At 44.4% G+C, this 13,194-nt stretch carries 7 protein-coding genes; 3 read left to right on the top strand and 4 right to left on the bottom strand.

Annotated features, from left to right (window positions below):
* Positions 1-103: 103 nt before the first annotated feature.
* Positions 104-1,468 carry a M1 family metallopeptidase gene (locus D1814_RS04690; RefSeq protein WP_147402522.1) on the bottom strand — a complete coding sequence of 455 codons (1,365 nt, stop codon included), beginning with the start codon at positions 1,466-1,468 and terminating at the stop codon, positions 104-106.
* A 218-nt stretch (positions 1,469-1,686) separates the two neighbouring features.
* Here D1814_RS04690 and D1814_RS04685 point away from each other — a divergent pair, with 218 nt between their 5' ends.
* Complete coding sequence (locus D1814_RS04685; RefSeq protein WP_232368977.1) at positions 1,687-3,762, top strand: extracellular solute-binding protein; 2,076 nt, start codon at positions 1,687-1,689, stop codon at positions 3,760-3,762.
* Positions 3,763-4,065: 303 nt separating this feature from the next.
* Complete coding sequence (locus tag D1814_RS04680) at positions 4,066-5,463, top strand: PhoH family protein (protein WP_118490324.1); 1,398 nt, start codon at positions 4,066-4,068, stop codon at positions 5,461-5,463.
* Positions 5,464-5,577: 114 nt separating this feature from the next.
* Here D1814_RS04680 and D1814_RS04675 read toward each other — a convergent pair whose 3' ends face one another.
* From D1814_RS04675 to D1814_RS04665, 3 genes are all read right to left on the bottom strand, one after another.
* A complete protein-coding gene (locus D1814_RS04675) occupies positions 5,578-6,555 on the bottom strand; it encodes a hypothetical protein (protein WP_232368976.1) in 978 nt (325 codons plus the stop codon).
* A 208-nt stretch (positions 6,556-6,763) separates the two neighbouring features.
* Positions 6,764-8,149, bottom strand: a complete 1,386-nt coding sequence (cysG, locus tag D1814_RS04670) for a siroheme synthase CysG (protein WP_118490323.1) — start codon at positions 8,147-8,149, stop codon at positions 6,764-6,766.
* Positions 8,150-8,278: 129 nt separating this feature from the next.
* Complete coding sequence (locus tag D1814_RS04665; RefSeq protein WP_118490322.1) at positions 8,279-10,087, bottom strand: DEAD/DEAH box helicase; 1,809 nt, start codon at positions 10,085-10,087, stop codon at positions 8,279-8,281.
* A 305-nt stretch (positions 10,088-10,392) separates the two neighbouring features.
* On the opposite strand from D1814_RS04665, the gene prsT reads away from it, so the two are divergent.
* Positions 10,393-13,167, top strand: coding sequence for an XrtA/PEP-CTERM system TPR-repeat protein PrsT (prsT, locus tag D1814_RS04660; protein WP_118490321.1), 2,775 nt, complete (start codon positions 10,393-10,395; stop codon positions 13,165-13,167).
* Positions 13,168-13,194: the final 27 nt, after the last annotated feature.

Below are 13,194 nucleotides of genomic sequence, written 5' to 3'. Positions count from 1 at the left end.
CACCAACCTATTTTTCGGGGGCGGTATTGTACGCATTGCGTTGTGATAAGTCATTAATACTAGACCATTGGTTGTCGTTTTTACTACATAGGCGTTGAAAGGACTAGTTCATCTGATATAGCGCTTCAACTCCTTGAATGGCTTTTAAAGCATCATCACTCGTTGCATTATTTATGGCGTCAATAAGTTCCGGTGCGTTATAAGGCTCAAGTAATGCTATGAAGGTTGCTGTGCCAGGCGGCATGCCTCTACTCACTGCTTTTTGAAGTCGTTTCCATACGGTGAACAGCGACTCCTCACCTAACGTTTTTTGCTGCACTACGCTGTCGATGGCGCGGTGTATTACCATTCCGCAAGAATAATAAAGGTTGAAGTGTCCGCTCTTGTAAGCGTTGGCAAGTGTGCTTTGCGTTAAACCTTGCGTGCAGCTTTCAAACGCGTGGGTTATACGCCTTTTTACATAGCTTTTGGCATCTTCATAAAGATAGTTCATAGCGAGTGCCGCAAAGTAGTCGGCGCTACCTTCATGTAACCATGATTGTTCGTCATTCTCTGAAACACCGGCAGTATTACCCGGCTGATATAAATGTGCAGCTTCATGGGCAAAGAACCACAACGTCTTATTGGCAAAGTCGCTATTCTCAGCGCGCTTGTCCAAATCATTTCTGTTCCAGTGCATAAAGATTTGATTTGGCAGCGTGCCGCCTTGTGAAGAATGACCGTCAACCATGGCGTAGGAAGCAAATAGCATAGGTTTCTCAGTGGCAAGTGGGGCAAGGGAGTGAGAGAAATAAGCCATTAAATTGGGCATGTCGTACTTAAGCTTCGCTAGTATGCTTTCAGGTAGAGCAGTGTCGATAAGAGCAACAGCGCTGTCGGTGATAATAGGTTGCTGCTTACCTACATAAACCTGCCTGCCATTATTTTTATCTACCCATGAGGCGCTGCCACTAACTACTTTTCCGTTTAAAACGATATGTTCGCCGCTTGGCGCTTTAAGGGTTATAGGCCATTCATTATGTTCATCTTTACAAGTATTAGCACAAGCAAACAGGCGACCAGAATGAAAGGCATTGCCACCGTTTGAAAAGGGTGAAAACGGCGCATAGTCTTTGCTTAAGTGTTTGTAGGTGGGAGTTAAAACAAAGGAAACCTTAGAGATGGGCTTTCCCGTTTTGGATCGCACAATCTCCTGTTGTGCAGCGACGTCATAGACAATCTCAATGTCACTACTTTTGGGTAGCCAGCGAGTGGTTCTAGAAGCGTCAGGATTTCGGACAAATACTAGCTGTTGTGAGGGCGTATCAAGGGTATAGCTTAACTCCCAGGTAGCACCGCTCTCTGTCTGAATTTTTTCAATTACGGTGTCGACCTGTTTAGCGAGACTCACGCCACTCGTAAAGTTTGTGATTAACAACACAAAAAGAGTAAGAAAGGGGGAAACTGTAGTTCGTAGTGGGGAAGTCACAATTAAAAGATCCTTTTTAAGTGTAGTGATAATGGCTTACTTTCGCGTATTACTACTGTAGCTAATATCATCGTTAGCGCGTATTTTCCGCAAGCGGCGTTAAAATAATGTTAATGAGTGTTGACTGATTTAATGTTAATTTATCTAGGGATAGTAACGCACTTTTTGTTTTTATCTGCTATTTAAACTTACATCTAATGAATACTGGAAATTATATAATGCCAAATTTAGCGGGTGATGTTGTTCACCTTCTTACCCGTACGTCGGTACCTAAAAAGGCGATAGGGTTGTACTTGCTATGTTTGGTTTTTCTACTTTGCACCAATTTTACTTATGCACGCTCTATTACGCTGGCAACATCTGAGGTAAGCCCATTCAGCGACGGCAAAGATGTGTCAAAAGGCTATGTGAATGAAGTGGTAATAAGGGCCTTTGAAGAGTTAGGGGAACAGCTTAATGTAGAGCGCTATCCTCATGCCAGGGCTCTACTGTTGGCGGAGAAGGGAGCCATAGACGGTGTATTCCCTGTTCACGACTACGAGCGCGTCAATGACGCATTTCTTCTATCTGATGCTATTCCAGCGGGAGCAAGTGGATTCCTAATTAGGACGAAAGACTTTAAGGATAGGAGTGAAATACCTAATCTAGTTGAATGGCTCAAACGACAAAACTTGCGAGGAATTGGGTACCTAAGAGGCACAGTAGCACCTCAATTTTTATCAAATGAAGCGTTTTTCAATATGTACCCAGGAAAGTCTACGGTTAATTTATTAGATTTATTGGGAAGAGAGAGAATTGATGTTTTATTTATTGATAAATATAGCGCCAAAGAGGCATTAGTTAATGAGCGTCCTAGCCTCATAGGTGAGTTTATATTTATCCCTAAAGAGGAAGTGCAAAGCTCTTTTCATCTAGCGCTTTCAAAACAAAGCCCTGAATCTTCCAAATTAATTGAGAAATTCAACCTAGCGTTACAGAAACAAAAACAGAATGGGCTTTTAACTCACACACTTGAAAAATATGGCGTATATAAGGCCTCACTAAACGAAGACGCCTTAATTGTTGGTGCGCCAGATATTAATGCTGTTTTTCATGCAAAAGCATACCTGGATAAATACGACTCCCCCCTGTCACAGTCAAATATCCAATGGCGAATAATGGATGAAACCGTTTTGCGTCGTAGGTTACTCGGTAATTTTTCAGTAAATGAAAATAGCTTTGACTTGGTACTAATTGGCAACTACGGGCTTCCCATTTGGGCGAAGCGAGACATTCTCGTTCCTTTTAAAACGCATCCAGACAATTATGATATCAATGATGTCATTCCTGCTGCCCTACATGCCAATACCGTTGACGGACAGCTCTACGGCTTGCCGTTTGTCGCTGAAACTACATTAACTTTTTACCGAAAGGACCTGCTAGATAAGTTTAATTTAAGCCTTCCCTCAGTGCTTACATATACCGACATTAAGGCGCTCGCTAAACAAATACATATACCCGAAAAGGAAGTTTATGGGGTAGGGCTTAGAACGCGAGTGGGGTGGGGGCAGAATATGGCATTAGTGAGTACTATGGCCAATACCTATGGGGCTTCGTGGTTAGATGAAAAAATGCGGCCCACGTTAGACAGCAAAGCGTGGTTTAATGCAGTGAGTATGTACGCTGACCTTGCAAAGAACTTTGGCCCCCCAGAAAACGAAGATATGGGGTGGCAAGAGAACCAAAAACTCTTTGCTCAAGGCAAATTAGCGTTTTTCATTGACGCTTCTTCTTTAGGTGGCGCGCTATTTGACAAAAGCTTTTCTAAAGTTACTCAATTCACTGGCGTTACTTATGCGCCGCTCGGAAAGCAACAAAAAGGGGCGCAGTGGTTTTGGTCATGGAATTTTGCCATTCCGAAACAATCGCGCTATGTGAAAGAGTCCCAGCGACTTGCGCATTTTTTAACATCAAAAGCCTTTATTGATGACCTTAAAAAAGTCCGCGGTGAATACGCAGCCCCTTCAGGTACTAGGCACTCAACCTATTCCGACGCCTATCAGCAAGCTGTGCCCTATGCTGCTTTTGAGCATCAAGCGTTAAAGTTACTTTCAAGCGATGAGCCGAGTGAATCCTTGATAGGGAGCCAGTTTATTCCTATCCCAGAGTTTACTGCTATTGGTTACGCAGTAGGTGCACAAATTAATGATGTAGTTACCGGTAAAACGAGCGTTAAAGCAGCGTTAGAAAGCGCCCAAAATCAAACAGAGATAATTTTAGAGCGGGCTGGGTATTTCGCAGAAAAGGAAAAGTAGAAGGCTTGCACCATAGTTATTATTGAGTGTATGGAAAATGGATAGTGCTGAGTGGCGTACAAAATAAAAAAGAAAAAACAGTGCTAAATCTTAAAAACTGGATTATGGTGGAATTAAGGGTTCGCTAATTCAACTGACGAACCTTTGAGGCAGAAAGTGTAGTACTGCTTCTCAGTCGACGCGAGTAGGGGAAGAAGTCCTGTTTCGAGCGGCATTCTCCTACAACCGTAACTGTAGCTTGTTAGCGCGTGCGTTCACAAATGAACTATACGCCTAACCTGGCTTTATTTACCGGAGTGAAGGATGCCAAAAAAAAATTCTACCGATACTAAGATTTACGTCCTCGATACCAACATATTGCTGCACGAACCTCACGCTTTTCTCTCCTTTAAAGAACATGATGTTGTTATTCCAATGACCGTATTGGAAGAGCTCGACTATATCAAAGACAGTAAAAAAGACGTGGCTCGCGATGCTCGGGTATCCATTCGGGCGATGGAGGATTTGCTCCACAACGCAACACCAGAAGATATGCTTGCAGGCGTATCGATGGAAGGGTTGGGCGCGGGTCAAACGGCACCTACAGGTAGTTTATCTATCTTCGCTGATCTCAATATGGTCGAAGCCCAGCAAGTTTTTACCAGCAATGAGAACGACAACCGTATTATCAACGTTGCGCTGCACTTGCAAAAGACCTTCGCGCCGCAAAAAGTGGTGTTGGTAACCAAAGACTTAAACATGCGTCTTAAGGCGAAAGGGGCAGGCCTTGCTCATGTTGAAGACTACCGCACTGACCAGCTTATTACTGACATCAAATATTTATCTCGAGGGTTTCATACCTTTGAAGGTAATTTTTGGGACAGCGTAAAAAGCGTGGATAGCCGCAGTGAAGGTCGAGACACCATTCACACCATCCCTAAATCCATGCTGCCTGAGGCGTACGTAAACGAGTTCTTACTCGATGAAACTAGGCAGTTTGCGGGCCTTGTTGAAGAAATTACCGATGAGCATTTAGAAGTACTGGATTTAGGTTACGAACGCTTAATGGGTCGCCACGCTTGGGGCATTACACCAAAAAATATCGGTCAGGCAATGGCGCTTCATGCCCTCCTAGACCCGCATATTGATATGGTTATTCTCACAGGCCCTGCAGGCAGTGGTAAAACGTTACTTGCGCTAGCGGCTGCCCTTGAAATGGTGGTAGAGCGCAACATGTATGACAAAATCATTGTTACGCGAAGTACACCAGAAATTGCTGAATCTATCGGCTTCTTACCGGGTACGGAAGAAGAAAAAATGCTGCCTTGGTTGGCGGCGATTACTGACTCACTTGAAGTACTTCACAAGCATGATGAAAACACCAAAGGCTCTATGAACTACATCATGGAAAAAGCCAATATTCAGTATAAGTCGGTAAACTTTATGCGGGGGCGAAGCATTCAAAACGCTATCGTGATTTTGGATGAATCGCAAAACTTAACGGCGTCACAGCTTAAAACTATCATCACGCGTTGTGGTGAAGGTACTAAGCTCATTGTAGGCGGTAACCTGGCACAAATAGACAGTAACTACTTAAGTGCTGTGACCTCGGGCTTAACCTACCTAGTTGAGAAGTTTAAAGACTTCTCAGGCAGTGCCACTATTAACCTAGATGGCGTAGTAAGGAGTCGACTAGCGAGCTTTGCAGAAGAAAACCTCTAGCGATTAACTCTTATCAGTTATTTTATTTAAAGCGCCTTAATCGAAAAGGCGCTTTTTATTTTCACCTTCAGTGAAGATATTCTCCCAATACCCTAAGGGGTGAATTAATTCCTATTACTCGACAGTTTCAACTTGATAGCGCCCGGTTACAATGTGGCGTTCGGTATCCTCAGATACTTGTCCAAATGGAATAAGTGCTGGGCCAGTTGGGTCGTAGAGAACATAGATGTCGCCGTCGTACTCTATGGTTCTGTCATCGGTCATGGGCGTTAAAGCAACCCCGAGCAAGGCATGATTAGGTAAAAATACCATGATCATTTTTGTAGAAGGTAAAAATGCGCGCACCATCGACGATGCCAGTACTGCCTTACTATCGCAATCACCAAGGTTCTGCATAAGTACACTGACAGGCGGCGCATAGCCAGAGCCATTACTTATAACTCTGTCTTCCAATGTGTCGTAAGGGATACTTTGAAGCCAACTAAGGAGTAATGAAAAATAGGCTCTGGAATCTGATTTTGAAGCTACCTTTTCATAAAACGCTTGGGACGCTGCTATCAAAGGTTTTACCGACTCAGCGACATATCGAACGTGATCCGGTTTTATCGCTTTTTGATTAAACAAGGTAGTGAAGCGAGTAAAGTAATGATCTCGCAAGTACTTATCGTACTCTTTCTGCTGAATAGCTTTTAAATTATTGAGTATTTCTTCAACTTGCGCTTCGTCTGAGCCTGTAACTTGGATATCAATAGACTCTCTTTTTGGCGTTATTTTCACACGCGCAACTTTTGGGTCTATTTTTTTTGCCTCTTTGGTTAATGCAACAATGATGTATCGCTGTGCTATTTTCGGTTTATAGTTAGCTTGCTGAGAGGGCGCTTCTTTCAATGCACTATTAGATAACTCAAAAGAAATAGATTGGCGCGTGTTATCGTTATCTAGCCATTCATAGCGCAAATTAACTCCAGTATCCGTGCTAACTTTGCTGTATTTGAGTTGCTCGCCATGTGCAGCAGTCAATAAAAAGAGGCTAGAAGACAGCATAAGCATGCTGACTGGTTTTAATGTGCTAAGCGCGTGAAATTGAGACATGAATACATATCTTTTCAACGCATTTCTAATCATTGTCTGTGCAACGCACTTCACACGATTTACCACATCATATCTCACATATTTATCTCATTACTGAGTATGCGCGCCTATGGGTAAAAAACAAGTTTATGCTGAATTCGATTTGGGGGGATTGAAAAACGCGATCGTGTCGAAATGTTTTTTAATTGAAAAAGGCGACATGTGTCGCCTATTCTTTAAACCAGTTTAATTCATCGTGAAGGCTTACTACGCTACCTACAATAATAAGTGTTGGCGGCTGAAGCTGGGCTCTTTCCTGCTTAGCCACAATGTCTTCAAGCGTACCCGTTAACACCTGCTGCTTTTCAGTGGTGGCCGACTGAACTAGTGCTATTGGCGTTGAGGCATCAAGTCCATGTTCAATCATTTTTTCACAAATGATAGGCAGACCTGTTAGCCCCATATAAAACACAGCGGTTTGATTTTTTTGCGCAAGGGCAGGCCAGTTAAGTTCTATAGTGCCGTTTTTTAAATGGCCTGTAGCAAATACGACAGACTGTGCATGGTCTCTATGGGTAAGCGGAATGCCAGCATAGCTTGATGCGCCGCTTGCTGCGGTAATACCGGGAACTACTTGAAACTCAATACCATGCTGAATAAGGGTTTGAATTTCCTCTCCGCCACGACCAAATATGAAAGGGTCGCCGCCTTTCAAGCGCACCACGCGATTACCTTTTTTCGCTTCATCAACCATTAGCTGATTAATATCGTCCTGAGGAAGCGTGTGATTGCTTTTGGCCTTACCTACATAGATTTTCTCAGCATCGCGACGCACAAGCTCAAGAATTTGTGGGGAAACTAAGCGGTCGTAAACAACAACGTCAGCTTTTTGCATTAAGCGAAGGGCACGAAAGGTAAGTAGGTCTGGATCGCCAGGACCTGCCCCTACCAAATACACTTGTCCTTCGACTTTTTTGTCTTCAGCGGCAGCTTGCAATGCTAAGTCAAATGCTTCATCAGCTTTTTGGTCTTGGCCTTTTTCAACCATTTCTGCAATGTCGCCGTCAAGAACGTCCTCCCAAAAGTAACGTCTTGCAGTTACACCGTTAAGTGTCTGTTTTACTTTTTCGCGGAATTTTTCAGAAAACGCGCCCAATCGACTTAAATTGGCCGGCAGAACAGTCTCTAATTTTTGTCGTAAATAACGCAGCAAAACTGGCGCAACACCGCCACTACTCATAGCAATAATAATGGGAGAGCGGTCAACAATAGAAGGGGTAATAAACTGGCATAGTGGCGTGTTATCTACCACATTAACCAACACTTTGTTGGCGCGAGCTAAGTCATGAATATGCTGGTTAACATCGCCCTTGTCGGTGGCAATAAACACCATGTCTTTATGGGTAAGGTCGCTATTTTCAAACTCACGTTCTATCAGCGTGACTTTCTCATTTAACGCTAGTTGCTTAACCGTGTCACAAACCCAAGGTGCAACCACTGTAATGGTTGCAGGCGTCTTCATAATAAGCTCTAGCTTACGGGCTGCCACTTCACCGGCCCCAACAATAAGGACATTGAGTTTTCTAGCGTCTAGGAATAGCGGAAAGTAATCCATAAAGGTTTTCTTAGCTTTAAATACAAAAAAAGAACTGACACTATTTTGCGCCAATTCTTTTTAATTAGAAAACAACGAAAACAGCCTTCATATTGCAATTAGTTATATAAAGGCTGAATGTGTTGCTATTTAGTTCTTACGCTTGCGGTTTTCGCGGTTTTCGCGGTCTCCGCGATTGCCTCGGTCTTCACGGTTGCCGCGAGGTGCTCTGTCACCGCGATTACCACGATCGCCACGACCTTCTCGCTTAGCCGGTGGCGTATCAGACCATTCGCGAATATTTAAACGCTGACCTGCAACACGTGTGCCTTGAAGCGTATCGCGGGTTTCCTTAGGCATGCCGTCAGGAAGGTCTACCGTGCTGAAGTTGTCATAAATTTCGATAGCACCAATGTGCTTCGAGTTTATGTTTGCTTCGTTCGCAATAGCGCCAACGATGTTGCCAGGCTTTGCACCATGTACGTGACCCACTTCAATACGGAAGCGCTGCATGCCTTCTTCTGGCTTGCGGTTACCACGTGGCACTCTTGGCTTTCTTTCGCGACCATCACGACCATCGCGAGAGTTTCTATCACGATTATCGCGCGGAGGCTTGCTATTGATGTCTGGTCGGTCTGACTCTTTAAGAATTAACGGCTCGTCGCCTTGCGCAATTTTAAGTAGCGCAGCCATGATGGTTTCAGGCGATGCTTCATTTTCTTCTTTAATCATCTCAACAATAGGCATTAATGATTCAATGCTATCGTCTTGAGTAGCTTCGGCAACCGACTGTTTAAAACGGCTTAAGCGTGTTTCATTGATTTCGCTAATTGAAGGAATTGGCATCGCTTCAATAGGCTGCTTAGTGGTTTTCTCAATAGAGAACAACAAGCGCTTTTCACGGTGAGAAATAAACAGGATTGCGTCACCTTGACGACCAGCACGACCTGTACGACCAATACGATGTACGTAAGACTCGCTGTCATACGGGATATCGTAGTTGATAACGTGGCTTACACGCTCAACGTCAAGACCACGGGCTACTACGTCGGTAGCAACAAGGATATCAATGTTACCCTGTTTAAGCTTTTCAACGGTACGCTCACGGGCTGCCTGAGGAATGTCACCGTTTAGCGGCTCTACATCGTAACCACGAGCAGAAAGTTTATCAGCTAGTTCAACCGTAGCGGTTTTCGTGCGTACGAAAATGATCATACCGTCGAACACTTCCACTTCCATGATGCGGGTTAGCGCCTCAAGTTTGTGGTGCGGTGCGATTTGGCAGTAACGCTGGCGGATTGTGCTAGCAGTGCTTACCTTTGAGGCAATTTTAACGTGCTTAGGATCTTTTAAGTAACGCTGAGTAATTTTCTTAATTGGACCAGGCATAGTTGCCGAGAATAGCGCAGTTTGGCGTTCTTCTGGTGCATGGCTAAGAATAAGTTCAACGTCATCAATAAAGCCCATGCGAAGCATTTCGTCGGCTTCGTCTAACACTAGGAACTTAAGTTCGCTTAAGTCTAGTGTCTTGCGCTTTATGTGGTCGATGATACGGCCTGGTGTACCCACAACCACTTGAACGCCGCGCTTAAGCTGGCGAATTTGGTTGTCGTACGACTGACCGCCGTATACTGGAAGTACTTTAATTTTTTGACTAAAGCTCGCATAAACCTGAAACGCCTCTGCAACCTGAATAGCTAGTTCACGGGTTGGGGCCAATACCAGTAATTGCGGCTTACGTTGCTCAGGATCGATATTTGCCAACATAGGCAGGGCAAACGCAGCGGTTTTTCCTGTCCCTGTCTGTGCCTGACCGAGTAAATCGTGCCCTTCAAGAATAAGAGGAATACTCTCAGCCTGAATAGGAGACGGTTTCTCGTAGCCAACTTTTTCAAGGGCTTGTAAGATTGGTTCTGGTAAATTGAGGTCTTTAAATGTCATGTCGACAGTTGTTGTCATTAAGGGTCCTGGTGCATTAAGTAAGGAGGGTGCGGCATACGACTAAACCGTACTTTTTCGGTTTATTATCGCAAGACGCTATACAGCGTTGAACTGGCCTGTCCGGCGAGTTAATGAAGCGTATTCTTAGCGTATTTCGCGATATGCTTGCCAGCAGTGTTGCAAAAAACAGTATTATATTCGAATAATGGACAGGTTGCCACGAAATTGCACAAATTCGATGAAATAATAAGCAGTTTAGCCCGTGCTTTTGAAAAAAAGCAGGAATGTGACGACAAAAATCTGAGGAAGGGCAAGGAATTACAATGACAAAGCATAGAACTAATAAATTAATTAAACGCACAACGTTAGCAGTTATGTTAACCAGTGTACTTTTGTCAGGGTGTAGCGAGAAGTCGATGGAAAGCCATTTGGCTGATGCGAGAAACTATGCCTCTCAACAGCAGCTTGATGCCGCCATCGTTGAATACAAAAACGCTATTCAAAAGGGCCCTAATGCGGCCCAGCCTCGCTTTGAGCTAGGAAAACTGTACCTGCAACAAAGCAATTATGCGGCGGCAGAAAAAGAACTCAACAAGGCGATGGATTTAGGCCACCCCGTTAGTCAAGTTATTCCACTGTTATCCGTGGCCTATCAACAGTCAGGAGCAGAAAACGCCCTCGCTGAAGTTGATTATCGTGCAGAGGGAATGACCGCGGTTGAATCAGCAGAAGTGGGCTTTTATAAGCTTCAAGCACTTATGCAGCTTGGTAAAAACGAAGAGGCGCAAGCGCTTCAAGCAGAACTCGCTACCCTTGATACCAGTTCGGTATACAAAGGGCTTATTGATAGCTATGCGTTTGTGTTAGACAACGATATGGAAGGCGCCTTAGCCGCGACAGAAGCGTTGCGCGAGCAAGCGCCGACCAACAAAGACGTTTTGCAACAGCTTGCCAAGATTTACCTGCAAAATGGCGAACCTGAAAAAGCTGCAGAGGTATACGGCGTTTATGTTATTCAGTTTCCAGATGACGTCACCAGCAAATTTGCGTATGCCGCGCTTCTTATTGAGATAAGAGATCTAGATAAAGCCCAGCCTGTTGTGGATGAACTGTTGGTGCTGAATGAAAACCATCCGTTGCTAAATACTTTTAAAGGCATTATTGAGTCGGCCAACGAAAATTACGCGAAAGCCCTTAAACACCTGGAAATCGCCGTTCAAAACGGTAGGAGTGATCAGGTTGTGCGTTTGGTTGCGGGTTTTAGTGCGTATCAAATTCAAGATTTCGAGGCGGCCCAGCGCCACTTAACCATGGTGGCGTCTAGCTTGCCTGATAATCACCCAGGCCTTCGAATGCTGGCAGACAGCATGCTCCAACTTGGTGAAAACGATGAAGCCCTTGAGGTTCTAGCTAGAGTTGAAGGTGAACAAGGTGTTGATGCGGCCCTGTTTTCGAAAGCGAGTTATCAGTTGCTTAGAGAAGGCAACGTAGTTGGTGCCCAGCAGATGATAGAAAAATCAGAAGGGGTTAGTACTACAGCCGAAGACTTGTCACGCTTAGGTGTTTTACAGCTTTCATTAAACGACATTGATGGTTTAGTTAACCTTGAACAAGCGGTTGAACAGTCACCAGAATCAGTAACTTCACAAGCAACCTTACTGCGGGCATATATAGCGACCAATCAACTTGATAAAGCGAAAAGTGCGGCAAAAGAGTGGCATGAGGCTTCGCCAGAAAAAGCAGTGCCCTTAATTTATTTGGGAAACATTGCAACAGCAGAAGGCGCTTACCAAGAAGCGGCGAAATACTTAGATGAAGCGAGCGAGCTTAGCGATGCGGGTAATGAGGTTACGTACTCCAGAGCTAAATTACTTGTTGCAGAGGGCAAAAAAGAAAATGCAGTAGCGTTTATCCGCGCTTTTATCGATGAGAACCCTGCTGACGTCCAAGCCTTGGCGCTATGGTTTGCGTTGGCAATGGAAAGTGGAAATGCCGACGACGTCATTGAGCATGCACAAGCACAGTTTGCTGCTAATAAGGGCGATATTAATCTGCGCCTTTTACTCGCGAGAATGTACTCGCTGAATAACCAGCTAGATAAAACTGTTTCGCTGTTGACGGCTGTTGAAGGTGACGAGTCATCACCCCAGACCTTTTGGAGTTTAAAAGGTCAGGCGCTTATTGCCGCTAATAACGTAAAAGAAGCAACGACCTTTTTTGACCGCTGGTTATCGTTCTACCCGCAAGATAAAAATGCGGTGTTGGGCAAGCTGCTTATCGTCGACTCTCAAAAGCAATTCAAGCAAGGATTGGAGTTAACGAACAAGGTTTTGTCTAAGCGACCAGACGCACAACTAACGCTCTTGAAAGCGTATTTTCATAGCCGTCTTGGTCAATCAAAACCGGCATGGGAGATCATCAATAATGTCTCTGAAGAGGTTAAAGCATTGCCGTTTGTAAGGGGCGTTATTGCACGTTTACATCTTATAGATAAAGCGCCAGAGCAGGCCGTTGACCACGCCAAAGCGGCTTATGATGCTACTTCAAACTCAGACAATGCGTTGCTGCTTGTTGCAGCCCTTGAGATGTCAGGTAAAAAAGAGCAAGCGTTTAGCTTCCTACAAAAGCACGTAAATGCGCACAATAACGACGTACAAAGTGCGATGTTGTTAGCTGAGCGTCAAATTGGTAGTGATAGAGCCGCAGCCATTGATACCTATGAGCTTATACTTACTAAAACGCCAGATAATTTTGTGGTGCTTAACAACCTGGCGTATTTAGCGTTTGAAGATAAAGACCTTCAGCGAGCAGAAGAGCTAGCCAAAAAAGCGGTATCGCTGCAAAGTGAAAATGCTGATGCTGTAGACACACTAGCGCAGATTTATATCGCTAAAGGTGAGAAAGAAGAAGCGCTAACCCTGTATGAGCAAATATCAACAGGGCCCATTGCTAGCGATGAAGTGTATCTAAATCACGTGGCCTTATTGCTTGAGCTCGATAAAAAGGCTCTAGCAAAGCGACGCTTAGCAAGTAGGGAGTTTACTTCTGAAGCTGCGAAGCAAAGAGTAGAAAGCCTTAAGCAGCAATTTGGCGTATAAAGCGCTTTAATAAAGGTTTAGCTAACC

Origin of the sequence: Alteromonas sp. BL110, from assembly GCF_003443615.1 — a bacterium.
Classification (GTDB): Bacteria; Pseudomonadota; Gammaproteobacteria; order Enterobacterales; family Alteromonadaceae; genus Alteromonas.
The sequence above is the reverse complement of the archived record's forward strand: the minus strand, read 5'-3'. Positions and strand labels throughout refer to the sequence as shown.